29 protein-coding genes, 1 tRNA gene and 1 pseudogene are annotated in these 26180 nt (G+C 64.6%); 11 read left to right on the top strand and 20 right to left on the bottom strand.

Features of this window, described 5'->3' with window-relative positions:
* The 13 genes from gspD to gpmA form a co-directional block, all read right to left on the bottom strand.
* Window positions 1–2358: a type II secretion system secretin GspD gene (gene gspD, locus P0M04_RS07875; protein ID WP_259448345.1), complete on the bottom strand. Its 2358-nt coding sequence runs from the start codon at window positions 2356–2358 to the stop codon at window positions 1–3.
* Window positions 2358–3131 carry a type II secretion system protein N gene (gene gspN / locus P0M04_RS07880; RefSeq protein WP_259448346.1) on the bottom strand — a complete coding sequence of 258 codons (774 nt, stop codon included), beginning with the start codon at window positions 3129–3131 and terminating at the stop codon, window positions 2358–2360. The genes gspD and gspN overlap by 1 nt, the downstream gene beginning before the upstream one ends.
* Complete coding sequence (locus P0M04_RS07885; RefSeq protein WP_259448347.1) at window positions 3128–3646, bottom strand: type II secretion system protein M; 519 nt, start codon at window positions 3644–3646, stop codon at window positions 3128–3130. The genes gspN and P0M04_RS07885 overlap by 4 nt, the downstream gene beginning before the upstream one ends.
* On the bottom strand, window positions 3643–4854 hold the full coding sequence (gene gspL, locus P0M04_RS07890; RefSeq protein ID WP_259448348.1) for a type II secretion system protein GspL: 1212 nt from the start codon (window positions 4852–4854) through the stop codon (window positions 3643–3645). The genes P0M04_RS07885 and gspL overlap by 4 nt, the downstream gene beginning before the upstream one ends.
* Before the next feature lie 76 nt (window positions 4855–4930).
* Window positions 4931–5917: a type II secretion system minor pseudopilin GspK gene (gspK, locus tag P0M04_RS07895; protein WP_259448349.1), complete on the bottom strand. Its 987-nt coding sequence runs from the start codon at window positions 5915–5917 to the stop codon at window positions 4931–4933.
* The gene (locus P0M04_RS07900; protein WP_259448350.1) at window positions 5914–6588 is read right to left on the bottom strand and encodes a PulJ/GspJ family protein; all 675 of its coding nucleotides are present in this window, start codon (window positions 6586–6588) and stop codon (window positions 5914–5916) included. Before P0M04_RS07900 ends, gspK begins: the two co-directional genes overlap by 4 nt.
* Complete coding sequence (gene gspI, locus P0M04_RS07905) at window positions 6585–6974, bottom strand: type II secretion system minor pseudopilin GspI (RefSeq protein ID WP_371877259.1); 390 nt, start codon at window positions 6972–6974, stop codon at window positions 6585–6587. Before gspI ends, P0M04_RS07900 begins: the two co-directional genes overlap by 4 nt.
* A gap of 11 nt (window positions 6975–6985) precedes the next feature.
* The gene (locus tag P0M04_RS07910) at window positions 6986–7462 is read right to left on the bottom strand and encodes a GspH/FimT family pseudopilin (RefSeq protein ID WP_259448351.1); all 477 of its coding nucleotides are present in this window, start codon (window positions 7460–7462) and stop codon (window positions 6986–6988) included.
* Window positions 7463–7475: 13 nt separating this feature from the next.
* The gene (gene gspG, locus P0M04_RS07915) at window positions 7476–7931 is read right to left on the bottom strand and encodes a type II secretion system major pseudopilin GspG (RefSeq protein WP_259448352.1); all 456 of its coding nucleotides are present in this window, start codon (window positions 7929–7931) and stop codon (window positions 7476–7478) included.
* A 159-nt stretch (window positions 7932–8090) separates the two neighbouring features.
* Window positions 8091–8864 carry a HesA/MoeB/ThiF family protein gene (locus P0M04_RS07920; protein WP_259448353.1) on the bottom strand — a complete coding sequence of 258 codons (774 nt, stop codon included), beginning with the start codon at window positions 8862–8864 and terminating at the stop codon, window positions 8091–8093.
* On the bottom strand, window positions 8861–10351 hold the full coding sequence (locus tag P0M04_RS07925; RefSeq protein ID WP_259448354.1) for a S41 family peptidase: 1491 nt from the start codon (window positions 10349–10351) through the stop codon (window positions 8861–8863). The genes P0M04_RS07920 and P0M04_RS07925 overlap by 4 nt, the downstream gene beginning before the upstream one ends.
* 28 nt (window positions 10352–10379) lie before the next feature.
* A complete protein-coding gene (locus tag P0M04_RS07930; RefSeq protein WP_371877267.1) occupies window positions 10380–11792 on the bottom strand; it encodes a murein hydrolase activator EnvC family protein in 1413 nt (470 codons plus the stop codon).
* Window positions 11793–11861: 69 nt separating this feature from the next.
* Complete coding sequence (gpmA, locus tag P0M04_RS07935; RefSeq protein WP_259448355.1) at window positions 11862–12608, bottom strand: 2,3-diphosphoglycerate-dependent phosphoglycerate mutase; 747 nt, start codon at window positions 12606–12608, stop codon at window positions 11862–11864.
* A 95-nt stretch (window positions 12609–12703) separates the two neighbouring features.
* Between gpmA and P0M04_RS07940 the strand changes: the two genes are divergently transcribed.
* From P0M04_RS07940 to P0M04_RS07960, 5 genes are all read left to right on the top strand, one after another.
* A complete protein-coding gene (locus P0M04_RS07940; RefSeq protein WP_259448356.1) occupies window positions 12704–13108 on the top strand; it encodes a rhodanese-like domain-containing protein in 405 nt (134 codons plus the stop codon).
* A 16-nt stretch (window positions 13109–13124) separates the two neighbouring features.
* Window positions 13125–13394: a glutaredoxin 3 gene (gene grxC / locus P0M04_RS07945; protein ID WP_105378497.1), complete on the top strand. Its 270-nt coding sequence runs from the start codon at window positions 13125–13127 to the stop codon at window positions 13392–13394.
* A gap of 259 nt (window positions 13395–13653) precedes the next feature.
* A complete protein-coding gene (gene secB, locus P0M04_RS07950; RefSeq protein ID WP_036231111.1) occupies window positions 13654–14127 on the top strand; it encodes a protein-export chaperone SecB in 474 nt (157 codons plus the stop codon).
* 98 nt (window positions 14128–14225) lie between these two features.
* Complete coding sequence (locus P0M04_RS07955) at window positions 14226–14681, top strand: SH3 domain-containing protein (protein WP_259448357.1); 456 nt, start codon at window positions 14226–14228, stop codon at window positions 14679–14681.
* Between the two features lie 16 nt (window positions 14682–14697).
* The gene (locus P0M04_RS07960; protein ID WP_259448358.1) at window positions 14698–15726 is read left to right on the top strand and encodes an NAD(P)H-dependent glycerol-3-phosphate dehydrogenase; all 1029 of its coding nucleotides are present in this window, start codon (window positions 14698–14700) and stop codon (window positions 15724–15726) included.
* Window positions 15727–15734: 8 nt separating this feature from the next.
* On the opposite strand, the gene P0M04_RS07965 is transcribed toward P0M04_RS07960, so the two are convergent.
* Genes P0M04_RS07965 through mscL form a run of 4 tightly spaced genes read right to left on the bottom strand, consistent with a single transcriptional unit; the run spans window position 15735 to window position 18425 of the window.
* Window positions 15735–16106: a cupin domain-containing protein gene (locus P0M04_RS07965; protein WP_259448359.1), complete on the bottom strand. Its 372-nt coding sequence runs from the start codon at window positions 16104–16106 to the stop codon at window positions 15735–15737.
* A gap of 12 nt (window positions 16107–16118) precedes the next feature.
* Window positions 16119–16805: a DUF2461 domain-containing protein gene (locus tag P0M04_RS07970; protein ID WP_259448360.1), complete on the bottom strand. Its 687-nt coding sequence runs from the start codon at window positions 16803–16805 to the stop codon at window positions 16119–16121.
* A gap of 26 nt (window positions 16806–16831) precedes the next feature.
* The gene (locus tag P0M04_RS07975) at window positions 16832–17968 is read right to left on the bottom strand and encodes a Do family serine endopeptidase (RefSeq protein WP_259448361.1); all 1137 of its coding nucleotides are present in this window, start codon (window positions 17966–17968) and stop codon (window positions 16832–16834) included.
* A gap of 16 nt (window positions 17969–17984) precedes the next feature.
* Complete coding sequence (gene mscL, locus P0M04_RS07980; RefSeq protein ID WP_259448362.1) at window positions 17985–18425, bottom strand: large conductance mechanosensitive channel protein MscL; 441 nt, start codon at window positions 18423–18425, stop codon at window positions 17985–17987.
* 265 nt (window positions 18426–18690) lie between these two features.
* Here mscL and petA point away from each other — a divergent pair, with 265 nt between their 5' ends.
* The 6 genes from petA to P0M04_RS08010 all read left to right on the top strand — a co-directional run bounded on the left by petA (window position 18691) and on the right by P0M04_RS08010 (window position 22876).
* Window positions 18691–19305, top strand: a complete 615-nt coding sequence (gene petA, locus P0M04_RS07985; RefSeq protein WP_259448363.1) for a ubiquinol-cytochrome c reductase iron-sulfur subunit — start codon at window positions 18691–18693, stop codon at window positions 19303–19305.
* A gap of 1 nt (window position 19306) precedes the next feature.
* Window positions 19307–20722 (top strand): cytochrome b, encoded by a 1416-nt coding sequence (locus P0M04_RS07990; protein WP_259448364.1) that lies wholly within the window; start codon window positions 19307–19309, stop codon window positions 20720–20722.
* Window positions 20723–20751: 29 nt separating this feature from the next.
* Entirely contained in the window at window positions 20752–21513 is a 762-nt protein-coding gene (locus P0M04_RS07995) for a cytochrome c1 (protein ID WP_259448504.1), read from the top strand.
* Window positions 21514–21603: 90 nt separating this feature from the next.
* Window positions 21604–22215, top strand: coding sequence for a glutathione S-transferase N-terminal domain-containing protein (locus P0M04_RS08000; protein WP_036231132.1), 612 nt, complete (start codon window positions 21604–21606; stop codon window positions 22213–22215).
* A 90-nt stretch (window positions 22216–22305) separates the two neighbouring features.
* Complete coding sequence (locus P0M04_RS08005; RefSeq protein ID WP_259448365.1) at window positions 22306–22779, top strand: ClpXP protease specificity-enhancing factor; 474 nt, start codon at window positions 22306–22308, stop codon at window positions 22777–22779.
* 21 nt (window positions 22780–22800) lie between these two features.
* Window positions 22801–22876 (top strand) — tRNA-Thr (locus tag P0M04_RS08010).
* 73 nt (window positions 22877–22949) lie between these two features.
* Here P0M04_RS08010 and P0M04_RS08015 read toward each other — a convergent pair.
* From P0M04_RS08015 to P0M04_RS08025, 3 genes and pseudogenes are all read right to left on the bottom strand, one after another.
* A complete protein-coding gene (locus P0M04_RS08015; protein WP_259448366.1) occupies window positions 22950–23570 on the bottom strand; it encodes a DVUA0089 family protein in 621 nt (206 codons plus the stop codon).
* Window positions 23571–23683: 113 nt separating this feature from the next.
* A pseudogene (gene rtcA, locus P0M04_RS08020) lies at window positions 23684–24710 on the bottom strand (RNA 3'-terminal phosphate cyclase).
* Window positions 24711–24734: 24 nt separating this feature from the next.
* A complete protein-coding gene (locus P0M04_RS08025) occupies window positions 24735–25973 on the bottom strand; it encodes an RtcB family protein (protein ID WP_259448367.1) in 1239 nt (412 codons plus the stop codon).
* Between the last annotated feature and the right edge of the window lie 207 nt (window positions 25974–26180).

A 26180-nucleotide genomic window follows, 5' to 3' on the forward strand; every position in this document is an offset into this window, starting at 1 on the left:
TCAGTTCTGTTGGGTCGGTGTCGCCGGCCGGTATTCAGGTTGCGCAGGTTGCGCAGGTTGCGCAGGTTGCACCGGGCGGAACTCCGGCTGGGCCGGCGCCCTGGGTTGCGTCGTGACCGGCCCGGTGGCGGCGCCCGGACGCGCAGTGGCCGGTGCCGGCGGCGGCATCGTCGCCATCGCGCTGCCCACGGGCGGCTGGCCATTGACCAGGCTCGGCAGCACCGGTGCGCCGAGATTCTTCAGCAGCACGGTGTCGTCGACCGGTTGCGCCGTCTGGCCGGCAGCGCGCATGAATTCGTAGCGGTCCATCGACAGGTTGTCGTTCTGTTCCTTGCTGCGCACGACGACCGGGCGCAGGAACACCATCAGGTTACGTTTGGCGCGCGTGCGGGTGCGGTACTTGAACAGGTTGCCAATGATCGGAATGTCGCCCAGTCCACGCGTCTTTTCGTTGTTCTCGGATTCGTCGTCCGAGATCAGCCCGCCCAGCACGACGATCTGGCCATTGTCGGCCAACACGTTGCTCTCGATCGCGCGGACGGTGGTCACGATCCCCGACGCCGAGCTGACGGAATTGTCGATCCCCGAATTCTCGTGGTAGATCGCCAGCTTGATCGTACCGCCTTCGGAAATCTGCGGGCGCACTTTGAGCAGCAGGCCCACGTCCTTGCGGTCGACCGTCTGGAACGGATTGCTTGCCCCGCTCGCGCCCGTCGTAAAGGAACCGGTGATGATCGGTATGTTCTGACCGACCTTGATCGTCGCCAGTTCGTTATCCAGCGTGATCATGTTCGGTGTGGACAAGATGTTGGCGTGTCCCGTACTTTCAAGGGCATGCGCGATCGCGCCCAGGCCCAGCTCGCCGTTCACCTGCTTGAACAGGCCGATCGACAGGCCGGTCGGCGTCGGGATCGAGCTGCCGGTGGTCGTACCGGACGCGCCGCTGATGCCCGTCGCCGCGGCCAGCGCCAGGTTGACGATGTTATTGTTGCTGCCGCCGAGACTGAACGACTGCAGGCCGCCGACGCGGTAGCTGCTGTTGTTGTTGCCGGTCAGGCCCACCCACTGCACGCCGAACTCGGACGCATCGGTCGACGTCACCTCGACCACCAGCGCCTCGATGTAGACCTGGGCGCGGCGCACGTCGAGCTGATCGATGACGGAACGCAGGTTGCGGTACACGGCGTCCGGCGCCGTGATGATGAGGCTGTTGGTCGACGCATCGGCCTGGATGAAGCCGGAACCCTGGCCGCCGCCGGCGCCGCCGGACGTCGCCTGGCCCTGCTGCGAGAACGAGCCACCCGTGCCGCCCGCGCCCACGCTGCTCTGGCCCTGCTGGCCGCCGAGCGAGCCGGCGCCGGTGCCCGTGCCGCCCGTGGCGGTGGACTGGATCGACCCGCCCGACGTGCCCTGCTGCTGCACCGGCACGGCCGACGCATCCTGCGACACGACGGCGCGCAGCGTCTGCGCGACCTTGCTGGCGTCGGCGTTCTTCAGGTAGACCACGTGGATGTTGCCGAGTTCCGTCGTCGGCTGGTCGAGCTTGGCAATCAGGTTCTTGGCCATGCTCGCGCGGGCCGGCGACGGCGCGCGCACGATCACGGCATTGGTGCGCGGATCGGCCAGCACGGTGACGCGGCCCGCATCGCCGCCGGCGGCCGGTTCCATCAGGCGCGTGACGAGCGTGGCGACGTCGCTGGCGATGCCGTTGCGGATCGGGACCACGTCGAGGTCGCCGGTGGCCGGCGAGTCGAGCGCGGCGATGATCTTCGACAGGCGGCGCAGGTTGTCGGCGTAGTCGGTGATCACGAGGCTGTTGTTGCCCGGATCGGCCATGATCGAGTTGTTGGGCGAGATCAGCGGACGCAGCACGGCCGTCAGGTTGGCGGCGGACTCGTGCTGCAGGCGGTAGACCTGCGTGGCGATCTGGTCACCCTTGACCCGCGAGCCGCCGGTGCCGACCTGCGTGGGCGACGATTGCAGCTTCGCTTCCGCTTCCGGCACCACTTTCGCGTAGCCGTCGCCCGTGACGACCGCATAGCCCTGCAGGCGCAGTGCCGAGGTCAGCAGCGAGAAGGCCTGGGCGCGGGTCAATGTCTTTTCCGAGACCAGCGTCAGTGTGCCTTTCACGCGCGGGTCGATGATGAACGTCGTCCCCGTGTAATGGCCGACCGCCTTGATCACGGACTCCATGTCGGCGTTGACGAAGTTGAGCGCGGCGCCACTACCACCACCATCCTGGGCATAGGCGAACGGTGGCAGGACGCTGGTTCCGACGGTGCAGCAGAGCATGGCGCCGGCCACGATGCGGCGCAGTGCCGGGAGTTGCTGGATGCTGCGGGTTGGATTTTTTTTCATCATCTGAACTCTAACGCGATTATGTTCTTGCCGTTCACCATACGCCGTTGACCCAGCAGGTTGAGCAGGTTGCCCAGCGTGTCTTCGTACTTGTCGGCCGCCGCTGCCTGTCCCGAGAAGTGCAGGCGGCCGTTTTCCAATGCTCCATTACCAGACAACAAGAGCGCGCCGCTCACCGTCCGCAGCACCACATCGGCCCGCTGGCCGTGCCAGTCCATGGCCATCTCGTAGGTGCCGAGTGGTTTGATCGGGCTCATGCGCGATCCCATGTCGGTCAGCGACAGCACCGTGTGTCCGCTCACCGCCACCGTATTGCCTTGGCGCGCGATGTCCAGCAGGTTCCAGGACAGCTTGATCGTGCCCGTGAGCGCAAGCGTGTTCAAAGGCGCACCCAGCCCGGCCAGGCCTTCGGCCGGCAACAGCAGCTGGCCGGCGCTGACCTGCCATTGCGACCAGCTGCCGCTGATGTGCACGGGCTGCGCCAGCGCCTGGTCGTTGGCCAGGTCCATGCTGACATCCCCGAACAGCACCAGCGGCGACAGCCGCCACGAAAAACGTCCCGGCAGCAGCGGCGTGACGGAACCGCCCGCGCCCGGCGCGCCGCCCACAAAGGCTGAGCCGCGCCAAAGCGTACCCTGCGCATCCCCCAGAGTCAAACGGCCATCCGTCTGCCGTTCGACCATCGGTGCGAGCCACGCGGCCGGCAGGAACGCCAGCACCGTCAGGATCACCGCGAGCGTCGGCAGCGCGATCCACGCAAACGTGCGCCTCATTGGCCGCTGCCGGTGTTCTGGCGCAGCGTCAGGCTGGCGTCGACCTGGCCGGCGGCGGGCAACGACGTGACGACGGCGTCCTGCACCAGCAAGCGGTTGGCGCGGCGCTGCTCGTCCAGCCACGTGGCCAGGTTGGCGAACGCCACGTTATTCAACTGCAGCTTGATGTACTCGCCGTTCATCGACAGCGATTGCGGATTCAGGCCGCGCCCCGACAGGCTGCTGCTGACGGTTTCGCGCGTGAGCGGCACGACGTGCGTTTCCGGCGCCTGCGCCAGCGTGCTCGCTTCCTGGGCCATGGCCTGCAGTTCGGCGGCCTGCTGGCGCAGTTGCGGCAACTGGCGGCGCAGCTGGGCGCGTCCTTCGATGGCCGGGTCGATGAGCAGCAGGTACAGGAGCGCGGCCAGCACGACGGCGCCGCCGACCGCCAGGAAGCGGCGTTCCTGCTCGGTGCGCGCGAGCCAGAGCGCCGTAGCGCGCTCGCGGTACTGGGCGAAGGTGGTGGCGATACTCATGGTTTGGCTCCCGTGCTGCGGATGACCCAGTTGCCCGGCGCGGCTTCTTCCAGCGTGAGCCGGCGCGTGGCCAGGGCCGTGCGCAACTGCCCGGTCAAACCGGGGTCGACCGTTTCGGGTTTGACTTTGACGGTCAACGCGCGTTCGCGGTATTCAATTGATACAAGTCCAACCGGACGGCCGAGCGCGCGTGTCGCTTCGCCCAGCGCCGACGCGAGGTAGGTGAATTCGTCGGGCGCCACGTCGCCCGTGCTGGCGCGCGCGCGGGAAATGTTCTGGCGCATCTGCAGCACCGGATCGAGGATCGCCGTCTCGCGCGGATACACGCTGCGGAACGTCTGGATCATCGACTGGCGGACCGTGTTGGCTTCGCGGCGCAGGCGCAGCCAGTCGACATTCAGCCCGATCAGGTTGACGGCGATCGCCAGCGCGCCCAGCGCGATCGGCCAGCGCCAGCGGCGCCAGTCGCGCGTAGGCGCCCCCGCCGCGCCGAGGCCGCTCACGATGTCCAGTGCGGTCGTCTTGGAACCGGCGATCCAGTGCGTCCAGTTATCGGCCTCAATCAGGATGCCGGGACCGGCTTCCTGCGCCAGCGCCTGGTATTCGCCCAGTTGCGCGGGCGGCACGTACAGCACGAGCGGGGCGTCGCCGCTGAAGGCGCGCGCCGTCTGCAGCACGACGGCCGGCGTGGCGTCGAGCGCGAGGCCGAAGCCCTGGAACAGGCTCTGGCGCAAGGTCAGTTCAACACCGGAAATGGCGGCCGCGACACTGCCCGGCTGCAAAGGCAAACACAGTTGCGCGGGCTCGGCCATGATGGTGCGCGCGCCCTGCGCCAGCAGGCTTTTCACGATGCCTTCCAGCCAGTCGCGTTCGACGACGGCGATGGGCCGCGTGCCGTCGGGCTGCTCGGGCGCGGCCACGAGGATGGCATCCATCGGATCGCCCAGGATGTGTTCTTCGACGAGGGCCGGCAGCGCCGCTTTCAGGCGCGCGCCGGACAGCGGCGGCGCCTGCACCTGCAGCAGGTTGACGTCGGTCGCGGCGAGCAGCAACACGATGCGGCGGCTCGTGCCGACCAGGTCGCCCAGGTTGCGCAGCGGCCCTTCGCCATGCTGGTCGATCGCGCCGCCATCGGTGACGAGGGCGAAGCGGCACAACGCATGTTCACCTTCGGCACGCGCAGGATGCCGGATATAAAGTGTGCTCAAACTGTCTCGCTTTCTCGATCTTCTGTTGGTCGTTTTAACATGCCCTGCGCTATCCCTCGAGACTTCTCTTCCACATTCAATACTGGCGGATCCACACCACTTTCGGCCCGCCGCCCGCCACCAGGGCCGGCGACCGGTGGATCAGCGCCTGTGCGTCCAGCGCGGCCCGGTCCAGGCGGATGCGGCTGTCGACCAGGAACCAGTCGCTCTTCACGCTCGCGGCATCCGGCGTCGCGTCCCGCCCGTCGCCGATGTCCGCGTCAAAATACGCCTTGCTGCGCCACGGTGCCTGCTTGCGCCGCACGAGCAGCGTGTTCGCTTCCGACACCGACATGTTCGCCATCAGGGCCGCCAGCACTTCCGCCGGCGCCGTGTTGACGTTCACCGGCGTTTTTTCCGGCAGCACCGTCACGAACGGCCGCAGCCGCTCCACGATGGCCGGCGTCACGCCTCGCACCGACAACAAATCCTCCACCTGCAAAATCTTCACCGGCGCGCCGACCACGGGCGCGGCCTGCGTCTGCTTCGTCGGGTCGTTGCCCTCGTCCATCGTGGCCGGCAACCCGGCCGCCACGAAGTTCGCGATGCGCAGCGCCAGGCCCTGGTCCAGCTGCAGGTTGTTCAGCAGGCGTTTGAAGATCTCCAGCTGCTGCGGATCCGGCAACCCGCGGCTCATCCCCAGGTTGCGCAAATTGTAACGCGAGCATGCGTCGGTAATGTTACCCGACAGGCTCGCATCGAATGTTTCTCCTTCGACCCGCTGGCGTTCGACGTACTGGTCCAGGCGCGTTTCCGCCAGCGGCGTCGCCCAGACCTGGTCGAGCGAGGTGTAGTCGCGGTGGTCGATGCCGTCCTGGAACAGGACCAGCGTCGCCCAGTCGAGCGCGCCGCGCAGGATCCACTTGGTCTGCAAGTGCAGGCGCTGGTTTTCCATCGAGCGCACCTGCACCTGCTGCTGCCAGAACAGGCTGGCGACGATGGAAATCGCCAGCGTCGTGAGCAGCAGCGCGGTGATCACGGCCACGCCGCGTTCGCGCACAGGCCGGCGCTGTCGCGTTCTCATGGTTCCCCCAGCAGGAAGGATTTGACCATCGGCTGTTGCAGGTTCTGCGACTGCAAGGCGACCTGCAGGCCGGTCGGCTCGTTGCTCACCTGCGGCGTTGCCTGGTCGGGCTGCTGCGGCGGCGGGACCGGCACCTGGCCCGTGCCCGCCGTATTCGCGCCCGGATCGACGCCGCCCTGGCGCCAGGCGTTGCTGACCCAGGTCGCAACCTGCATGCCCGTTACGCCGGCCTGCAGCGCCACGGACGGGTTGGTGTCGCCATCGCTGGTGACGGCCTGCCACAGCGCGTCGAGCTGCACGAGATCGCGCACCGGCTGCGATTCGCGCCGCATCAGCGTGCCGTTGACGATGCGGTACGCGACCACCTGCAGCCGCGACGGCTGGTTTTCCGTGAACACTTCGCGCACGAGCGTCAGGCGATCGCCGCCGATGAGGAGATAGGGCCGCTGGTCGACGACGTCGCGCTGCACGATGTGCTCGCAATCGCTCTGCATCTGGGCGAAGGCCAGCTGCATGCCGCGCGTCGTTTCCATCTGCTGGGTGAGGGCCACGCGCGCACGCACGATGCCGTCCAGCCCACGCCAGCCGAGCACGGCGACGATGGCCAGGATGCTGATCGCCACGAGCAGCTCCACCAGGGTGAAGCCGCGGGCCCGGGAATGCGTTCTCATCGCCACGGTTTCAACACGAGTTGGACCAGCTTGACGATGCGCCGGTTGGGGTTTTCGATGTCGTACACGGAGACCTCGACCCGGCGCAGGCGCGGGTTCGGGCTCGCGATCACGTCTTCCTGGCACACGAAGTGCATGTCGCCCTGCGGGCAATCGAAGCTGTGCTTGCCAATGTCGGGGAATTCCTTGCCCAGGCGGATCTGCACGAGCCGGTTCTCGGCCGACCACGTCGCCATCATCGAGGCGCGCAGGCCGCTGCCGTTGGCGCTCAGGCTGCCGACCGCGCGCAGGCCCGCGCCCAGCGCCGTGCCCACGATGACGAGAGCCACGAGCACTTCCAGCAAGGTGAAGCCGCATTGCCGGTTCGGGAATCGCATGTCGCGCATGATTGACCTCTTCACTCCACCGTGAAGTGCCCGACGCCGTCGGCGCGGATGAACACACGGTCGTTGCCGCTGGCCAGCGTGAGCACGAACGGCTTGTCGACGGGTTCATTGCCGAACGTGATCCGCAGCGGATTCAGGGCCCCCGCACTGGGCGGATCCAGCAGCAGGGTCAGCGGGGCATTCTTGAAATCGCGCTCGCGCAGCAGGTCGTCCTTCGCGATCGGCTCCCAGCGCGTTTCGGTGCGCACGAGGAAGTGGTAGCGCTCGGGCGTCGCTTCGAAGGCGACGGGGCGGTTGCGCACGATGGCTTCGTCGCGCGCCAGCTGCAGCAACAGCGCGATGCGCTGCGCCTCCTTCTGCAGGTCCTGGTGCGGGCTGGGAATGGCGTTGAGGCTGGCCAGCCCCAGCGTGACGCCGATGATGACCATCACGACCATGATCTCCACCAGGGTGAAGCCGCCGCCGCGGCCCGGCGCGCGCGTCGTCATCGGAATATCAGCGTTATTTGTTGTCCCACGAACCGACGTCGGCATCCTCGCCGGTACCGCCCGGCTGGCCGTCTGCGCCCAGCGAGAACACGTCGACCTCGCCGTGCAGGCCCGGCGACAGGTACTGGTACGGGTTGCCCCATGGGTCCTTCGGCAGTTTCTCGAGGTAGCCGCCTTCCTTCCAGCCGTTGGCGGCCGGGCCGCTGGTCGGCTTCTGGATCAGCGACTGCAGGCCCTGCTCGGTGGTCGGATAGCGCTGGTTATCGAGCTTGTACAGCTTGAGTGCCGACATCAGCGTGGCGATGTCGACGCGGGCCGCGGTCACGCGCGACTCGCCGGTACGGCCCAGCAGCTTGGGCACGACGAGCGCGCCCAGGATGCCGATGATGACCACGACGACCATGATTTCGACAAGGGTGAAACCGCCCTGGCGGCGCTGCCGTGCGAAACGATGCTTGAAGTTCTGCATAGATGTGATGAATGTGGTCGAAAAAACAGTATAAGGCCGAACGAGCCCGGATGACGTTAAAAGTCGTTTGGAAAATGTTCCAACTCGTCAGGAAAATTGTCTAATTGTAAGACAGGCGGCGCAGAAAGACACCTTCTGCGTGAACGCCGGCGCCGCAGCTTATTCTACGCTTGGCGTCCCTGGCCGGTCGCCCGCGCAAACGGGGCAGCACGGATTGCGCGCCACGCCGATTTCCGTCCATTCCATGGCGCGCGCATCCAGCATCTGCAGCCGGCCGGCCAGCGAACGGCCGCTCCGGGCCAGCAGCTTCAGCGCCTCGGCTGCCTGCATGGCACCGATGATGCCGACCAGCGGCGCGAACACGCCCATCGTGCTGCATGCCACTTCCTCGAACTTGCCGTCCTCCGGGAACAGGCAGGCATAGCAGGGCGAAGCAGGGTCGCGCACGTCGAAGACCGAGATCTGCCCGTCGAAACGGATCGCGGCGCCCGCGACGAGCGGGACGCCGGCGGCAACGCAGGCGCGGTTCACGGCATGGCGGGTGGCGAAGTTGTCGCTGCAGTCGAGTACGACATCGGCATCGCGCACAAGTTCCCCTAAACGTGCGGCATCGGCGCGTTCGCGCAAGGGGACGACTTCGACCTCGGGATTGATCTGGTGCAGGGCTTCACGCCCGGACTCGACCTTGGGCTGGCCCACGCGGGCCGTCGTGTGCATCACCTGGCGCTGCAGGTTCGTCAGGTCGACGGTGTCGTCGTCGACAAGGGTCAGACGGCCGACGCCGCCCGCGGCGAGATACAGCGCGGCCGGCGAGCCGAGGCCGCCGGCACCGATCACGAGCACGCGCGCGGCCAGGAGGCGCTCCTGGCCTTCGATACCGATCTCGTCGAGCAGGATATGGCGCGAATAGCGAAGCAGTTGCTGGTCGTTCATCGCTTCGGCGCAGCCGGCCTGGCGCCGTCCTTGATCTCGACCGGTTTCTGCTCCTGGCCCGGCAGCCCGGCCGGCGCCGGCTTGTCCTCGTCCGGATCGGCCTTCGCGAGCTGCACCTTCAGGCCCTTGAAGTGGTTCAGGGCCTGCGCGAGCTGGAAGTCGTCCTTGCCGCCGAATTCGACCGGCTTGGCGTTCTTCAGCGCGGCCATGGTGAACTGCTCTTCCTCGAGCTCGTCGCGGCGTTTCGCGTTCGCGCTCTTGCCGGCTGCCTCGTTCGACAGGTGGTGATCGAGGTCGGCTTCGCGCACGCGCACGGCGTTCAGGCCGTCGCCGTCCGGCGTTTCGTCGACTTTCAGGTCGGGCACGATGCCCAGCGCCTGGATCGAGCGCCCTTTGGGCGTGTAGTAGCGCGCGATCGTCAACTTGACAGCCGTGTCGGGCGTCAGCTGGCGCAGGTCCTGCACGGAGCCCTTGCCGAAGGTCTGGCTGCCCATCACGATGGCGCGCTTGTAATCCTGCAGGGCGCCCGCGACGATTTCCGACGCGGACGCCGAGCCCGTGTTGACCAGCACCACCATCGGCACGGTCTTCAGCGCGGCCGGCAACCTGGCCAGCGGATCGGCGCCCGGCTTGATGGCATAGAACTCGCGCCGGCCGTAGTACGTGACGTTCGACGTGGTCATCTGTCCCTTGGTCGAGACGATCACGTCGTTCGCGGGCAGGAAGGCGGCAGAGACGCCGATCGCGCTCGGCAGCAGGCCGCCCGGGTCGTTGCGCAGGTCCAGTACGAGGCCCTTGATGTTCGGATTGCGGGCGTACAGGTCCTTCAGCTTGTCCGCGACCTCGTCGACGGTCTCTTCCTGGAACTGGTTGATGCGCAGCCAGGCATAGCCGGGCTCGATCATCTTCGCCTTGACGCTGACCACCTTGATTTCCTCGCGCTCGACGGGCACGACCCACGGCGCGTCGGCGCCGCGGCGGGCGATGGTCAGCATCACCTTGCTGTGCGGCTCGCCGCGCATGCGCTTGATGGCGTCGTCCAGCGACAGTCCCTTGACCGGCACGTTGTCGATGCGGGTGATCAGGTCGCCGGCCTTGATGCCGGCGCGGTAGGCGGGCGACTCCTCGATGGGCGAGACGATCTTGACATAGCCGTCTTCCATCGCGACCTCGATGCCGAGGCCGACGAAGCGGCCCTGCACCTCTTCGCGCATCTCGGTGAAATCCTTCTGGTCCAGGTAGACGGAATGCGGATCGAGCGAATTCACCATGCCGGCGATGGCGTCCGACAGCAGCTTCTTGTCGTCGACCTTCTCGACGTAATCGCTCTTGATGAGGGCATAGACATCGGCCAGCTGGCGCAGCTCGTCCAGCGGCAGGGGCGCGTCGCCGCCTTTTTGCGCCAGCGCCGAGTACTGGACCGAGACGGCCACCCCGGCCACCATGCCGAGGCCGATCAGACCGAGGTTCTTGAGTTTCTTGCCCATGCTGTTCCCTGGATTGTGCTTCCGGAAATTAGAACCTGATCCAGCTCGAAGGATCGAACGCTTTTCCGAGATGCCTGAGCTCGAAGTATAGCCCCGATTCCTCGTTGCCGCCGGTATTGCCGGCGCTGGCGATGACGTCGCCAGGCTTGACGGCGTCGCCTGCCTGTTTCACCAAAGTCTGGTTGTTGCCGTAGATCGACAGGTACTCGCCGCCGTGGTTAATGATGATCAGGTTGCCGTAGCCGCGCATCCAGTTGGCGAACACGACACGGCCCGCCGCGATGGCGCGTACGTCGGTCCCTTCCGGGGCCTTGATGAACATGCCGCGCCACGTCGGACCGTCGCCGCGCTTGGCGCCGAAACGGGCTGCGATCTTGCCGGAGATCGGTGCCGGCAGGCGGCCGCGCAGGCTTTCGAATGCGCCGCTCGGCAGGTCGGCGGCCAGTGCGGTGTCGGCCGTGCGCTGCGGTGCCTCCTGTTTTTGCGGCGGTTCTTCCGCCACCCGCGTGTCTTCCGGCTCGGGCTTCGGCGGCGGCAACGGTTTCACGGGTTTGCCGGTCTTCGCCGCTTCCTTGGCCGCTTCGCGCGCCAGGCGTTCGCGTTCTTCGCGCTGCGCCTTGGCCCGCGCCAGTGCACGTTCTTTCGCTTCGGCGGCCGCTTTTGCGCGCGCGGCAGCCAGTTCCTGCTGCCGCTTGCGCTCGGCGGCAGCGGCGATTTCCTGTTCGCGGATCAGGCGCGTCAGGCGGTCGACGAGGCCGCTCATGCGCTGCTCGTCCTGTTCCAGGCGGCTCGCCTGCTTGCGCTGGTCCGTCAGCTTGCTCGACAGATTCGCCAGCAGGGTGGCGCGCTTGGCCTTTTCCTTTTCGAGCAGGGCCTTCTGCGACTTCTGCTCTTGTGCGATTTCTTCCAGCTCATCCTTGGCGTTCTGCGTCTCGGCGTGGTTCGCCTCGACGGCCGCCAGGTTCGCGCGCAGGGAATTCAGCAGTTTCGCCTGCGCCTGCGATACGTAGGCCATCATCTGCAGGTCGCGGTTGATCCGGTTCGGATTGTCACCGGACAGCAGCAGCTTGATGCGGTCCTCGTTGCCGGCGACATAGTGTTCGCGCAACAGCTTCGCCAGTTGGCGCTTCTGGGCCGCGATGGTGTCGCCGAGTCTCGCCTCTTCGGTGGCGAGATCCTTCAGTTTGGTGTTAGTGGCAGCCTGCTCGTCCGCGAGTTCGCGCAGCGAACGGTTGGCGTCGGAGATCGCCTCTTCCGATTCCGCCAGCTCGTCGGCCGCATCTTCCTTTTCGCTCTCGGTGCGGCTGATGTCCTTCTTGAGCGCACTGAGCTTTTGTTGGATACCGGCGCGCGCCGCCTCGGCGGCGGCCTTCTCCTTGCTGCGCGTGGTCTGGCGCGGCGCCGCCTGCACGCTGCCGAAGGCGAACGCGCAGGCCAGCAGGCCGCATACCAGCTTGCCGCGGGCGGACAGGCCCGCGGACGTCGACTTCACGAAGGAAAAACGCAAGACTTACTTCGCCTTCCCTTGGTTGGCCACGGCGGCCATGGCGGCCTCGATCGCTGCCTGGTCGCCCAGGTAGTAATGACGGATCGGCTTCAGGTCCGCGTCCAGTTCATACACGAGCGGGGTGCCGTTCGGGATGTTCAGGCCGACGATGTCCGTGTCGCTGATGTTGTCCAGCATTTTGATCACGGCGCGCAGGCTGTTGCCGTGGGCCGAGATCAGGATCTGCTTGCCGGCGCGGATGGCCGGGGCGATTTCCTCGTCCCAGGCCGGCATCACGCGGGCGACGGTATCCTTGAGGCATTCGGTCAGCGGGATCTGAGCCTTGTCGAGGCCAGCATAGCGCGGATCATTGAAGGACGTGCGCGGATCGTTGGCTTCCAGGGCCGGCGGCGGCGTGTCGTAGCTGCGGCGCCACACGAGCACCTGCTCGTCGCCGAACTTGGCGGCGGTTTCGCCCTTGTCCAGGCCCTGCAGCGCGCCGTAGTGACGCTCGTTCAGGCGCCAGTCGTTCTTGACTGGCAGCCACATCATGTCCATCTCGTCCATGGCCAGCCACAGGGTGCGGATCGCACGTTTCAGGACCGAGGTATAGGCCAGGTCGAAGGTGAAGCCGGCTTCCTTCAGCAGGCGGCCGGCCAGCCTGGCTTCGTTGACGCCTTTTTCGGTCAGGTCGACATCGGTCCAGCCGGTGAAGCGGTTCTCGAGGTTCCAGGTGGACTCGCCGTGGCGCATGAATACGATTTTGTACATAGGTGCTTTAGCTTTATAGGAAAAAAGTGAGCAGGAAATACCGATCCGACTTCTATTTTATAATGCGATGATTCAGTTCAACCAACGGAACCTTCGTGAATTTCATCATCGACCATTACATCACTGTCGCGATCGCTGTCCTGTCGGGGGGTGCCCTGCTGTGGTTGTCGCTGGCGCCGCGTGGCCGCCTGGCCTCGCCGCTGCAGGCCACCCAGATGCTCAACCGGGGTAAATCCACCGCCGTGATCGATGTGCGCGGCGCCGACGCGTTTGCCGCGGGGCACCTGCGCGACGCGAAACACATTCCGCTGGCAGACTTGGGCAATCGCACCGGCGAGCTGGACAAGTCGAAAATCAAGACCATCGTTGTCGTCGACCAGGACGGCAAACACGCCGATAAAGCGGCGCGCCTGTTGAAAGCGGCAGGGTTCGAAGATATCTATGGCCTGGAAGGCGGCATCGCGGCCTGGACGGCTGCCGGCCTGCCCCTGATCAAATAATTTGAAAGGAATTGCCATGACAGCCCATGTTGTCCTCTATCACACCGCAAGCTGCCCCTACTGCGTGCGCGCCGAGCGCCTGCTGGAAGCCAAGGGCGTGACCGACATCGAACGCATCCGCGTCGACCTCGATCCGGAACAGCGCGCCATCATGATGCAGCGCACGGGCCGCCGCACGGTGCCGCAGATCTACGTGGGCGACACCCACGTGGGCGGATTCGACGACCTGTACGCACTCGACCAGGCGGGCCGCCTGGATCCGCTGCTGAAGGGCGCAGCAGCCTGACGGGTGCCGGCTTGTCAGGGCCCCCGGCAAGCTACTGAAACCGAATTGGTTTTGATACAATTGCCGGCGCCTTTAAGGGGATCGTTGAAAACCGTCGCGAGCGGCAGCAGTGTTGGTCGAGAAGCGCAGCTGTACGAGTAGTACAGCGAGCATCGCAGGCCAACAATGCAACGCGCAGTAGGTTTGCAGGGATTTCCTGTCAAGCACCTTGAATGGCAGGATGTTGCCATTCTTTTTAAAAATTACACGAAAGCGTTCCATGGCTGACGAAAACCTGCAACCCGTATTCCAAATCCAGCGTATCTACCTGAAGGATCTGTCGCTGGAACAACCGAATTCCCCGGCGATCTTCCTGGAGCAGGAAGCCCCGACCATCGAGGTCTCGCTGGACGTCGGCGCCGAAGGCATTGCCGATGGCATCTACGAATCGACCGTCACCATCACCGTGACCGCCAAGGTCAAGGACAAAGTCGCCTTCCTGGCCGAAGGCAAGCAAGCAGGTATCTTCGAAGCCCGTAACATCCCGGCCGAGCAGATGGATCCGCTGCTGGGCATCGGTTGCCCGAACATCATCTATCCGTACCTGCGTGCGAACATCGCCGACGTGATCACCCGTGCCGGTTTCCCGCCGGTCCACCTGGCCGAGATCAACTTCGAAGTGTTCTACCAGCAGCGCCGCCAGGCGCTGGCCGAGCAGGCTGCCGCTGCAGGCACGCCGGCTGGCAACCAGTAATATCCCGGGCGTCCTGCTCTGCCCGTCCCGGGCGGGGCCGGACGCCTTGTTTCTTTGACGCGCTGCCGATGCCGGCAGACACGTCTTCAAAGGCCCACATGCGCCCCATCCGCTTCCGCCATCGTCTCATCGCAGGCAGTTTGCTGCTGCTGGCATCGTGCGCGGCCGCCGCGTTCGATTTCAAGACGGTCGGCGCGCATGCCGTGATCCTGTACGACGCCCCGTCCACCCGCAGCGGCAAGCTGTACGTCGCCCCCAGCGGCATGCCGGTCGAGGTCGTCCTCAGCTACGGCGACTGGGTCAAGGTGCGTGACGCCACCGGCGACATGGCCTGGACCGAAGCGAAAAACCTGTCGGCCAAGCGCAACGTCATCGTGCGCGTCGCCTCCGCCAAGGTGCGCTCGGCGCCCGACGACAACGCATCCGTCGTGATGACGGCCGAAAAGAACGTCCTGCTCGAGCTCGTCGATCCGGAAGCCGGTACCTGGGTGCGGGTACGCCACCGCGACGGCACCAGCGGTTACGTCAAGGCCTCCGACATCTGGGGCATCTAGCCCGTCTTTCCATACCATGCACGAACCGAAACCACCCCAAAAGATCACCGTCCTCGGTGCCGGCGCCTGGGGCACGGCGGTAGCGATCGCGCTCGCCGCGCGCCACGACGTCCTGCTGTGGGGACGCAATCCCGCGCAGATGGCGCAAGCCGCCAGCGCGCGCGAAAACACCGAATACCTGCCCGGCTTCCCATTTCCGGAGGGCCTGGACGTCACGGCCGACTTCGATGCGGCCGTCGCCCATGTCGTGAACGCCGCCGGTGAGGCGCCGCTGCTGATCGCGGCTTGCCCGGTAGCCGGCCTGCGCCCCCTGCTGCAGCAACTGAAGGGCCGCGCCATTCCGAACATCGTCTGGCTGTGCAAGGGCTTCGAATACGAGACCGGCCTGCTGCCGCACCAGGTCGTACGCGAGGTGCTGGGCGATGCCGTACCGGCTGCCGCATTGTCGGGCCCGTCGTTCGCGCAGGAAGTGGCGCGCGGCCTGCCGTGCGCGCTGACGGTCGCATCGACTGATAAAGCACTGCGCGACCGCGTCGTTGCCCTGGTACACGGCGGCAATATGCGCGTGTATTCCTGCGATGACATGGTCGGCGTGGAAGTGGGCGGTGCCGTCAAGAACATCCTTGCCATCGCCACCGGCACGGCCGACGGCCTCGGCCTGGGCCTGAATGCGCGCGCCGCGCTGATTACGCGCGGCCTCGCGGAAATCACCCGCCTCGGCACGGCGCTGGGCGGCCATGCCGGCACCTTCATGGGCCTCACGGGGATGGGCGACCTGATCCTGACGTGCACGGGCGATCTGTCGCGCAACCGCCGCGTCGGCCTGGCACTGGCCCAGGGCAAGCCGCTCGACACGATCGTCCGGGAACTCGGCCACGTGGCCGAAGGCGTGCCCTGCGCCAAGGCCGTCCGCGAGCTGGCGGCCAGGCTGGGCGTGGAGATGCCGATCACCAATGCGGTGGCCGGCGTGCTGTTCGATGGCGATTCCGCCAGCGACATGGTGACCAGGCTGCTGGCGCGCGATCCGCGCGACGAGCTGGCCTGATCCTGGGATTACGGCGCGGGCGTATTCCGCGTCGGCCCACCCGTGTTATCACCCGGATGCAGCAGGATGGTCAGCAACGCGACCGCATCCTGGTTGGCCTGGATCGCATGCGGTTCGCCGCCGGCGAGATAAACCATCTCGTTCGGCCGCAGGATCGTCGTGCGGCCGTGGGCCTGGAACGCGATCTCGCCTTCCAGGCACAACAAGGTCATCTCCCCTTCGACCCAATGCTCCGGCATCGGTTTTTCCTTCGGTATCACGAGCCGGATCAACTCCATGTGATCCGTCTTGATCAGCGCGATCGAGGTGAAATTCGCGATGTCGTCTTCGCCCCGCTGGAGTGCGATCCGCTCACCCGAGACTGCGTGGTGCAACGCCATGTGTGACTCCCTTTACTCTTCGAATGTCTGCGGCACCCCGCGCAGCCAGTTGACGAGCGCGGTGGCGTCCTTGAAACCCTGCGCGAGTTGCGGCACGAGCTTGTCCGGGGCGTTGATGTCCAGCTTCTCTTCCTTCCAGACGAAATAGCTCTTCAGCTTCAGGTATTCGACCAGCGGATGGTTCGGATCGAATCCCTTCGGCGGGCGTTGCAGCTTGTCTTCCGGCTGCAGGTCGCCATACGCCTCGCGCAGATGTTTATTCTTCAACATTTTGGCGAAACCTGTCGCATCGTTGACGACGTGCTCGCGAATCGCCTTCAAACGCGCCGCCGGCGGCAGGTATTCGCCGGCACCGTACAGCAACGTACCGTCCGCTTCGATGTGGAAATAATAGGTCGGCCCACCCCCTTCGCTGGGCCGGCGCTTGTTGCCGGGTGCGATCCCTGCCGAGAAATGCGTTTTATAGGGCGTCTTGTCGTGCGAAAAGCGCGTATCGCGCTGGAAGCGGAACATCGCCTTCTTCGGGTCGCAGGCGACGACCTGCTTGTCGAACCGGCCAATCTCCTTGATCAGTTCCGTCAGCACTTCGAGGAATTCGACCCGCAGGATGTCGTAGCGGGGCTTGTTCATGATGAACCACGGCCGGGTGTTGTTCTCTTTGAGTTCGCTAAGGAATTGCGTCAGGTCGCGCAGGTGCATAAAGGGGGTCCAAATGAGCCAAATAATCAGGGGGTCTGGCGCGGACGACGGCCGACGGTCACGGCGATGGTCGTCTCGCGGTTCTTGCGCATCACCGTCATGTTGGCCTTGCCGCCGGGCGGCAGGTCGGCGATGAGGTTCATCATGTCGTTGGTGCTGCCGACTTTCTTGCCTTCGACGGCCAGCAGGATATCGCCCGGGCGCATACCCGCGCGGTCGGCCGGCCCGCCGCGCACGACGCCGGCGATGATGGCGCCGCGGTCGCGCGGGAGCCCGAAGCTGTCGGCAATCTCGGGCGTAATGTCCTGCGATTCGACGCCAATCCAGCCGCGCACGACCTGGCCATGCTTGATGATGGAGTCGAGCACCGTCTTCGCCGTCGACACGGGAATCGCGAAGCCGATCCCGACCGAACCGCCCGTCTGCGAATAAATGGCCGAGTTGATGCCCAGCAGGTTCCCGCGCGTATCGACGAGCGCGCCACCCGAGTTGCCGAAGTTGATGGCGGCATCCGTCTGGATGAAATTCTCGAAGTGGTTGATGTGCAGGTTATTGCGTCCCAGTGCGGAGATGATGCCGAGCGTGACGGTCTGGCCGACGCCGAACGGATTGCCGATCGCCAGCACGACGTCGCCCACGCGCGCCTGCTCAGGGTCGCCCAGCACGATCACGGGCAATTTATCCGCCTTGATGCGGATGACGGCGAGGTCGGTTTCCGGATCGGTGCCAACGACGCTGGCGGCCGACTTGCGCCCGTCCGCGAGGCCGACCTCGATCTCGTCGGCGCCTTCCACGACGTGGTAATTGGTCAGGATATAGCCGTCGCCGCTGACGATCACGCCGGAGCCCAGGCTGGCCATCTGTTCCTGCGGCGGCATCTTGTCGCCGAAAAACCGTTTGAAGAACGGATCCTTCAGCAGCGGATGGGTTTCGCGCAACGCCTTGCTGGTGAGAATGTTGACGACGGCCGGCATGGCGCGGCCGGCGGCGTCGCGGTAGCTGGCCGGCGCGGGGCCGCCGCCCGGTGCCTGCAGCACGGGCACTACCCCGCCGACCTGCGTCGGCGCGCGCCCCGTCCACGCCGGCCGCAGCGCCGCGATCACGACATAGATGCCGAGGGCAATCGTGACGGTTTGCGCGAACAGCAGCCAGTAGCGGCGCATCGGATGGCTCCCGCGACTATCGCTTCAGCGTCAGCGCGTCACGGATTTCACGCAGCAGGATAACCTCTTCCGACGCGACTACCGCAGCGGCTGCCTGCTGCTCTTCCTCGGCCTTGGTAAACGGCGCGCGCATGCGATTCATCAGCCTGACCATCTGGAAGATGACGAACGCCAGTATCAGGAAATTCAGCAGGATCGTGAAGAAATTGCCGTACGCGAGCACCGCACCGGCCTTCTTGGCCTCGGCCAGCGGCAGGCCATACGCCTGGCCGTTGAGCGGAATGTAGTAGCTGGCAAAATCGAGGCCGCCGAACAGCTTGCCGATCGGCGGCATGATGACATCCTGCACGAGCGAATCGACGATGCGTCCGAACGCGCCGCCGATGATCACGCCGACCGCCAGGTCGACGACATTGCCCTTCATCGCAAATTTCTTGAACTCTTCCAGCATCGCCATTGCGGTCCTCCCTTGTGTTTTTTAAAACCTTGTCAGGTTCACAGCGATGATACAGGAAACGTGGCGCGCTCCGGCCCAAGGAGATATCCATGTGGTCAAGTGGTCCAAGTCAAAAACGCGCGTTTTGGGGAGTCGCCTGACAATGCAAACGTTTTTTCTTTAATTTGCAAAACTGATCACCTATAATCGACTGTTGCAAAAAAGCCTTTTACTGGTTTGCAACGTATTGCATTGCAACATTTCGCATTTGACGAATGGAGTTGGTATGAGTAATGAGAAGCAGGTCGATTCAGGCCGGCGAGGCTTGCTCGTGGCTACATGCGCGGCGGGTGGCGTTGTCGGTGTTTCAACGGCCGGGGTGCTGGTCAGTACGTTGCAGCCCTCCGAACGAGCGAAGGCGGCCGGTGCACCGGTCGAAGTGGATATTTCCGACGTCAAGCCGGGCGAAATGAAAGTCGTGGAATGGCGCGGCAAGCCCGTCTGGATCCTGCGTCGTACCCCCGAAATGCTGGCCAGCCTGCCGAAGAACGACAGCCTGGTCGCCGATCCGAATTCCGATAAATCGTTCCAGATACCGGTGCCGGAATACGCGAAAAACGAATTCCGCGCGCGCCAGGATCACAAGGAAGTCCTGGTTACCGTCGGCATCTGTTCCCACCTGGGCTGCTCGCCCTCTTCCCGCTTTACCGAAGGCCCCCAGCCGAACCTGCCGGACGACTGGCACGGCGGCTTCCTGTGCCCCTGCCACGGTTCGACGTTCGACCTGTCGGGCCGCGTCTTCAAAAACAAGCCGGCGCCGGCCAACCTCGATGTTCCCCCGTACATGTATCTGTCCGACAACAAGATCGTGATCGGCAAAGACGAGAAAGGCGAGGCATAAGATGGGCGCAGCGTTCAAGGACACCAAACTCCCGGCCGACGCGCCGAAAAGCCACAAGGCCCTGGCCTGGGTCGACGACCGCTTCCCGCTGTCGAAGCTGTGGAACGACCAGTGGGGCCGCTACTATGCCCCGAAGAACTTCAACATCTGGTACCTGTTCGGCTCGCTGGCCATGCTGGTGCTCGTGCTGCAGATCGTCACCGGCATCTTCCTGACCATGCACTACAAGCCGGACGCGGGTCTCGCGTTCGGTTCCGTCGAATACATCATGCGCGAAGTCCCGTGGGGCTGGCTCGTGCGCTACATGCACTCGACGGGCGCCTCGGCCTTCTTCATCGTCGTGTACCTGCACATGACCCGCGGCCTGCTGTACGGCTCGTACCGCAAGCCGCGCGAGCTGATCTGGCTGTTCGGCTTCGCGATCTTCCTGTGCCTGATGGCCGAGGCGTTCTTCGGCTACCTGCTGCCGTGGGGCCAGATGTCGTACTGGGGCGCCCAGGTGATCGTGAACCTGTTCGGCGCGATCCCGTTCATCGGCCAGGACCTGTCGCTGTGGATCCGCGGCGACTACGTCGTGTCGGACGCTACGCTGAACCGCTTCTTCGCCTTCCACGTGATCGCGATCCCGCTGGTGCTGCTGGGCCTCGTCGCCGCGCACCTGATCGCGCTGCACGAAGTGGGTTCGAACAACCCGGACGGCATCGAGGTCAAGGAAAACCTGGGCCCGGACGGCCACGGCGTCGACACCATCCCCTCGCATCCGTACTACACGACGAAGGACCTGTTCGGCGTGTCGGCCTTCCTGCTGATCTACAGCGCCGTCGTGTTCTTCGCGCCTGAGATGGGCGGCTACTTCCTGGAATACAACAACTTCCTGCCGGCCGACTCCCTGAAGACCCCGCCGCACATCGCGCCGACCTGGTACTTCACACCGTTCTACTCGGTACTGCGCGCGACGACGTCGGACTTCATGTGGGTCGTGATGGCAGGCGTGGCCGCCTACGTCGTGTTCATCTGGCTGCGTTCGCGCCTGTCGTACAAAACCAAGGTCGCGATCACCGTCGTCGCCATCCTGGCCGAGATCGGCATGCTGCCGCAGGTGCTGGATGCGAAATTCTGGGGCGTCGTGCTGTTCGGTTCGGCCGTCGTGATCCTGGCGTTCCTGCCGTGGCTGGACCATTCGCCGGTGAAATCGATCCGCTACCGTCCGGACTGGCACAAGTACGTGTACGCCGTGTTCTTCGTCGCGTTCCTGACGCTCGGCTACCTCGGCACCCAGTTGCCGACCCCGGCCTACACGCTGCTCGCCCAGGCCTGCACCCTGCTGTACTTTAGCTTCTTCCTCCTGATGCCGTGGTGGAGCGCGATGGGCCGGTTCAAGCCGGTACCGAAGCGCGTTACGTTCACCCCGCATTGATTCCGGAAACTAGCCAAAGGACAACCATGATGTTTTTTTCGAAAAAACTGCTCGCGGTCCTGGCCCTGCTGCCGGGATTCGTGTTCGCAAACGAAGGGACGGTCGCGCTCGACCGGGCGCCGGAACGCACCGACATCGCGTCGCTGCAAAACGGCGCCAAGCTGTTCGTCAACTACTGCCTGAACTGCCATTCCGCATCGTCGATGCGCTACAATCGCCTGCGCGATCTGGGTTTGAGCGAAGACCAGATCAGGAACAACCTGCTGTTCTCGGGCGAGAAGGTGGGCGACATGATGACGATCGCAATGCGTCCCGCGGATGCGAAATCCTGGTTCGGCGCCGTGCCGCCGGACCTGTCGGTGATCACGCGCGCACGCGCCTCGAGCGCCGGTACGGGCCCCGACTACATCTACACTTACCTGCGCACTTTCTACAAGGACGACGCCCGTCCGACCGGCTGGAACAACCTGGTCGTGCCGAACGTCGCCATGCCGCACGTGCTGTGGCAGATGCAGGGTGTGCGCACGGTCAAGATGGTCGAGGAACCGGACCCGCACGAAGCAGGCAAGAAAGTGCACCGCTTCGCCGGCTTCGAACAGGTGACGCCGGGCACGCTGAGCCCCCAGGAGTTCGACTCGCAGGTGGCCGACCTCGTCGCGTACATGGACTGGATGGCCGAACCGGCGCGCGATTTTCGCAAGCGCCTGGGTGCGATCGTCGTGATTTTCCTCGCTTTCTTCTCTTTCCTGGCCTGGTCGTTGAATGCTTCTTATTGGAAAGACGTAAAGTGACTTGATTGCCCGGTTATAATGCGGGCAATGTCTATTCGGGGTGAGCCGCCTGGCGCTTCACCCCTTTGTTTCTTGAAGGAACTATAAACCATGATGGTTCTCTACTCCGGCACCACGTGCCCGTTCTCCCAGCGCTGCCGCCTGGTCCTGTTCGAAAAGGGCATGGACTTCGAAGTGCGCGACGTGGATTTGTTTAACAAGCCCGAGGACATCTCGACGATGAATCCATACGGCCAGGTGCCGATCCTGGTCGAGCGCGAACTGATTCTGTACGAATCGAACATCATCAACGAATACATCGACGAGCGCTTCCCGCATCCGCAGCTGATGCCGGCCGACCCGCTCATGCGCGCCCGTGCCCGCCTGATGCTGTTCAACTTCGAGAAGGAACTGTTCGTCCACGTCAACACGCTCGAAAACGAGCGCAACAAGGTGGGCGACAAGAGCCACGACAAGGCACGCGCCGAAATCCGCGACCGCCTGACGACCCTGGCCCCGCTGTTCCTGAAGAACAAGTACATGCTGGGCGACGAGTTCTCGATGCTGGACGTGGCCATCGCTCCGCTGCTGTGGCGCCTGGATCACTATGGCATCGAACTGTCGAAGACCGCGGCGCCGCTGATGAAGTACGCCGAGCGCATCTTCTCGCGTCCGGCCTACATCGAGGCCCTGACCCCGTCCGAAAAGGTGATGCGCCGCTAACGCGCCACCTTCGTTGCACGCCAGTTTACGACGCCGCAGGCGAATCGAAGTACACTGGCGTGTAACATCTCGCATCATTTCGATCACACCATGCCAGACATCTCCACCAAGCCGTACCTGCTGCGCGCCATTTACGAATGGTGCACGGACAGCGGCTACACGCCTTACCTGGCCGTCAAGGTCGACGCCGCCACCACGGTTCCGATGGAATACGTGAAAAAGGGCGAGATCATCCTGAACATCAGCTACGGTGCGACCTCCGGGCTGAAAATGGACAACGACGCGATCACCTTCCGGGCACGCTTCAACGGCGTCTCGCGCGAGCTGTACATTCCGGTGCACAACGTACTGGCCATCTACGCCAACGAAAACGGCCAGGGCATGGCCTTCGACGTCACGACGACGGCCGCGGACCTGCCCCCGTCCACGCCGGAACCGGTCGCCGCGCCAGCTCCTGGCCTGGCCGCCGTCCCGGCCAAGACCTCCGAGGTGTCGCATGTTCCCGACGATGATGACGAACCACCCAAAAAAGGTGGGCGTCCCACGTTGACCCGGATCAAATAAGGGTATAATTCTGGCCACATTGCCGGCTTAGCTCATCAGGTAGAGCAGTTGATTTGTAATCATCAGGTGGCGGGTTCGAGTCCTGCAGCCGGCACCAAGATTCAGCAGTAAAAACAAAGGGTTACGCGCTCACGCACGTAACCCTTTTGTATTTGGGCGCACAGGAAAGCTTACGAACGTCTGCGGCGCACCAGCCCGAGCATACCGATGCCCAGCAGCGCCAGCGACGCCGGTTCCGGCACGCCCGCCGCCGGCGTCGCGGCAGCGGTGTCGACGTTCAGGATATCGAATGCCCAATGCGCATCGCGCTTGTCGCCGGCCGCGTCGACGAAGCCATTGCGGAAGTTCTGGGCGGCCACGCCGTCGCGCGCGAAGCCCTCGGCGAGATTCGATCCGACGGCGAAGTTGTCGAACTGCTGGACCGTCACCGTGTAGGTCCCCGCCGCCAACTCGGTCGTGTAGTTGACGTCATAGCAGCGGCCCGTCATGACATCGGCTGCCACGTCACCGCACATGGCATCGTCCTGCTCATGGAGTTTGGCGCCCGTACCGTCGAACAGCGACAGGATCGGGTCGAAGCCGCCGCGGGCGATCGTGTCGCCGAGCGCATTCACGCCACCGGCATACGACCAGCTGCGCAGGTTCACGGTCGACGTGCCGCTCACCGTGAACGTGAAGCGCTGCACGTCGTTGTCGTGATTGAACGCGCCCGTGAAGGACAGGCCGGCAGCCTGTGCGCCAGTCGTAAAAACAGCCAAGGCCAGCATGCCGGCGACGGTTTTCAATGTCATTCTTATTCCCTAGGGTTATTAAGCACTAGGAAACCAAAGCAGCAAAACTTGTGCCATTACAAGATGCAATTGATTTACATAGAGAATTTGCTTTATGCGCCACGAATGTAAAATTATTCGACATCATTGCGCTCCACCGTACAACAGTCGACATCATCACGCCGGTCGAACGTAAACCGCACGGGCAGGAACGTCTCGATCACCTGTGCATTGGTACGCGCATGCATCGACACCTCGTCCAGCGTGAACCCGCCACCGCCGGCCAGTGCAAGCGGCAACATCATCTGGTCGGCCAGGTATTCGGCAAATGTCGCCTGCGACATGAGGTACTGGCGCGCGCGCTGCACCACCTGGCGCGCCACCTGTTCGGAGGTGACGGACTTTTCGCCGAACGCCGTGAACACTTCCGTCGCGTGTTCGTAGTCGAGGGTCAGCATCAAGGCATTGCCGGGCCCCTGGTCGGCCGGCAGCCCGCGTACCAGCAACTGGCCGTCTCCCCAGTTCATGGCCGTGCCGACGCATTCCAGTTCGCGCTGCGCGACCCGTCCCGGAATGCCGGCCACGAACGCCTCGGCGTACGCGGCCCGGCGTTCGCCGCGCGTCATCCACGTGCGCGGCCGCAGCTCGGCGCAGGGTTCGACGCGTGCCAGGACGACGCCGCCGCCGGCAGGATAAAAGCCGAAACGCTCCAGCTGGATGTCGATGCGGGCGCCCATCTCGGCCACGCGCGGGCACCAGGCGCTGCAGGAATTGCACGGGCGGCGCCATCGGGTTGTGCGTGCCGCCCGCGAGCCGCAAGGTCGACGGTTTGTCCGCCTTCAGCAGGGCCGGCAGCACGGTCTGCAGCACCAGCGTGCAGCTGCCGGCCGTGCCGATGGCGAATTCGTAGTCGCCGCCGCGGACCGGCCCCGGCACGAACGTCAGGTCCTGGCTGCCGAGCGCCGCGCCCGTCGCCTCGCCGCCGCACACTTGCATGGCCGCCTGCACGGCCACGAGGTGCTGGCGCATCAGGCCGGGCTTGGCGCGGTTGGCGCGGATGTTCCGGATGCGGAATGGCCGCCCCGTGATCATGGCAAGCGTCAGCGCGCTGCGCAGGATCTGCCCGCCGCCCTCGCCCACGGCGCCATCCAGTTCGATCATGTCATGTCCTTTCATCCCCTCACTTCATCCCTTAACGCAGACGACCTGCTTCAGGACGTGCACAACCTCCACGAGGTCGCTCTGTGCCTGCATCACGGCGTCGATGTCCTTGTAGGCCATCGGGATCTCGTCGATCACGTCGGCATCCTTGCGGCATTCGACGCCCTCGGTGGCGCGCACCTGGTCGTCGACCGAGAAACGGCGCTTCGCCTCGGTGCGGCTCATGGTACGGCCGGCGCCGTGGCTGCAGCTGTGGAAGCTCTCCGGGTTACCCTTGCCGCGCACGATGTAGCTCTTGGCGCCCATCGATCCCGGAATGATACCCAGCTCGCCCTCGCGTGCCGACACCGCGCCCTTGCGCGTGACCAGCACGTCCTTGCCGAAGTGATGCTCCTTCTGCACGTAGTTGTGGTGGCAGTTCACCGCTTCCACGTGCGTCTCGAACGGCTTCTTGATGACCGTGCGCACGGCCGCGATCAGGTTCTGCATCATCACTTCGCGATTCATGCGTGCGAACTTCTGCGCCCAGCCCACTGCTTCGACATAGTCGTCGTAGTGCTGCGTCCCTTCCGGCAGGTACGCGAGGTCCTGGTCCGGCAGGTTGATGAAGTGGGTGCGCATGTCCTGCTTGGCCACCTCGATGAAGTGCGATCCGATCGCATTGCCGACGCCGCGCGAGCCGGAGTGCAGCATGAACCATACGAAGCCCTGCTCGTCCAGGCAGATCTCGATGAAGTGGTTGCCGGTGCCGAGCGTACCCAGGTGCTTGTAGTTGTTCGTGTTCTTCAGCTTCGGCGTCTTCAGGCAGATGACGTCGAATTCGTCCTTCAGCGCCATCCACGCCTGGTCGACGGCCTGCGGCGGGGTGTCCCACGAGCCCTTGTCGCGTCCCTTGAAGCCGCGCGTCTTCGGCGACATCCCGTGCGGAACGGAACGCTCGATGGCGCTGCGCAACGGGCCCAGGTTGTCCGGCAGGTCGTTCGCGCTCAGGGTCGTCTTGGCGGCCATCATGCCGCAGCCGATGTCGACACCGACCGCGGCCGGGATCACAGCGCCCAGTGTGGGAATCACGCTGCCGATCGTCGAGCCCTTGCCCAGATGGACGTCAGGCATCGCCGCCATGTGTTTATAGATGAACGGCATGCGTGCCGTGTTGGCCAGCTGGCGCTTGGCCTCCTCTTCGACCGGGACGCCGCGCGTCCACATCTTGACCGGGCGGCCGCCTTCGACGTTCAGCACGTCGTAGTGTTCATGTTTCGTCATTTCTGTCTCTCTTCGTAACTTCGTAATGAGTGGCGAAACGTGCACGGACAACCGTGCCCTCGTGGATTGCGATGTAGTACCTGGGCGCTCACGCCTTGTGCGTCGATGCATACCGACAGCGCCTGGGGCCTGCCGCCCCTTCCTTTGCTGCTCCGTGCGCCGGCCGTGCCGACGCTGATTGTCCATCCCATCATCGTCTCCTTCCAT

Origin of the sequence: Telluria mixta (genome assembly GCF_029223865.1) — a bacterium.
GTDB classification, from domain to species: Bacteria; Pseudomonadota; Gammaproteobacteria; order Burkholderiales; family Burkholderiaceae_D; genus Telluria; species Telluria mixta.

Excerpts from the sequence above, each read along its gene's own strand:
- P0M04_RS08025 (WP_259448367.1), bottom strand. The coding sequence starts at position 25,973 with ATGACGAAACATGAACACTACGACGTGCTGAACGTCGAAGGCGGCCGC.
- gspD (WP_259448345.1), bottom strand. The coding sequence starts at position 2,358 with ATGAAAAAAAATCCAACCCGCAGCATCCAGCAACTCCCGGCACTGCGC.
- gspI (WP_371877259.1), bottom strand. The coding sequence starts at position 6,974 with ATGCGCGACATGCGATTCCCGAACCGGCAATGCGGCTTCACCTTGCTG.
- gspG (WP_259448352.1), bottom strand. The coding sequence starts at position 7,931 with ATGCAGAACTTCAAGCATCGTTTCGCACGGCAGCGCCGCCAGGGCGGT.
- gpmA (WP_259448355.1), bottom strand. The coding sequence starts at position 12,608 with ATGTACAAAATCGTATTCATGCGCCACGGCGAGTCCACCTGGAACCTC.
- P0M04_RS08015 (WP_259448366.1), bottom strand. The coding sequence starts at position 23,570 with ATGACATTGAAAACCGTCGCCGGCATGCTGGCCTTGGCTGTTTTTACG.
- mscL (WP_259448362.1), bottom strand. The coding sequence starts at position 18,425 with ATGGCGATGCTGGAAGAGTTCAAGAAATTTGCGATGAAGGGCAATGTC.
- P0M04_RS07925 (WP_259448354.1), bottom strand. The coding sequence starts at position 10,351 with ATGGGCAAGAAACTCAAGAACCTCGGTCTGATCGGCCTCGGCATGGTG.
- P0M04_RS07965 (WP_259448359.1), bottom strand. The coding sequence starts at position 16,106 with ATGGCGTTGCACCACGCAGTCTCGGGTGAGCGGATCGCACTCCAGCGG.
- P0M04_RS07910 (WP_259448351.1), bottom strand. The coding sequence starts at position 7,462 with ATGACGACGCGCGCGCCGGGCCGCGGCGGCGGCTTCACCCTGGTGGAG.
- P0M04_RS07960 (WP_259448358.1), top strand. The coding sequence starts at position 14,698 with ATGCACGAACCGAAACCACCCCAAAAGATCACCGTCCTCGGTGCCGGC.
- P0M04_RS08005 (WP_259448365.1), top strand. The coding sequence starts at position 22,306 with ATGCCAGACATCTCCACCAAGCCGTACCTGCTGCGCGCCATTTACGAA.
- P0M04_RS08000 (WP_036231132.1), top strand. The coding sequence starts at position 21,604 with ATGATGGTTCTCTACTCCGGCACCACGTGCCCGTTCTCCCAGCGCTGC.
- P0M04_RS07885 (WP_259448347.1), bottom strand. The coding sequence starts at position 3,646 with ATGAGTATCGCCACCACCTTCGCCCAGTACCGCGAGCGCGCTACGGCG.
- gspK (WP_259448349.1), bottom strand. The coding sequence starts at position 5,917 with ATGAGAACGCGACAGCGCCGGCCTGTGCGCGAACGCGGCGTGGCCGTG.
- P0M04_RS07975 (WP_259448361.1), bottom strand. The coding sequence starts at position 17,968 with ATGCGCCGCTACTGGCTGCTGTTCGCGCAAACCGTCACGATTGCCCTC.
- P0M04_RS07990 (WP_259448364.1), top strand. The coding sequence starts at position 19,307 with ATGGGCGCAGCGTTCAAGGACACCAAACTCCCGGCCGACGCGCCGAAA.
- P0M04_RS07920 (WP_259448353.1), bottom strand. The coding sequence starts at position 8,864 with ATGAACGACCAGCAACTGCTTCGCTATTCGCGCCATATCCTGCTCGAC.
- gspN (WP_259448346.1), bottom strand. The coding sequence starts at position 3,131 with ATGAGGCGCACGTTTGCGTGGATCGCGCTGCCGACGCTCGCGGTGATC.
- secB (WP_036231111.1), top strand. The coding sequence starts at position 13,654 with ATGGCTGACGAAAACCTGCAACCCGTATTCCAAATCCAGCGTATCTAC.
- P0M04_RS07970 (WP_259448360.1), bottom strand. The coding sequence starts at position 16,805 with ATGCACCTGCGCGACCTGACGCAATTCCTTAGCGAACTCAAAGAGAAC.
- P0M04_RS07955 (WP_259448357.1), top strand. The coding sequence starts at position 14,226 with ATGCGCCCCATCCGCTTCCGCCATCGTCTCATCGCAGGCAGTTTGCTG.
- P0M04_RS07900 (WP_259448350.1), bottom strand. The coding sequence starts at position 6,588 with ATGAGAACGCATTCCCGGGCCCGCGGCTTCACCCTGGTGGAGCTGCTC.
- petA (WP_259448363.1), top strand. The coding sequence starts at position 18,691 with ATGAGTAATGAGAAGCAGGTCGATTCAGGCCGGCGAGGCTTGCTCGTG.
- P0M04_RS07995 (WP_259448504.1), top strand. The coding sequence starts at position 20,752 with ATGTTTTTTTCGAAAAAACTGCTCGCGGTCCTGGCCCTGCTGCCGGGA.
- grxC (WP_105378497.1), top strand. The coding sequence starts at position 13,125 with ATGACAGCCCATGTTGTCCTCTATCACACCGCAAGCTGCCCCTACTGC.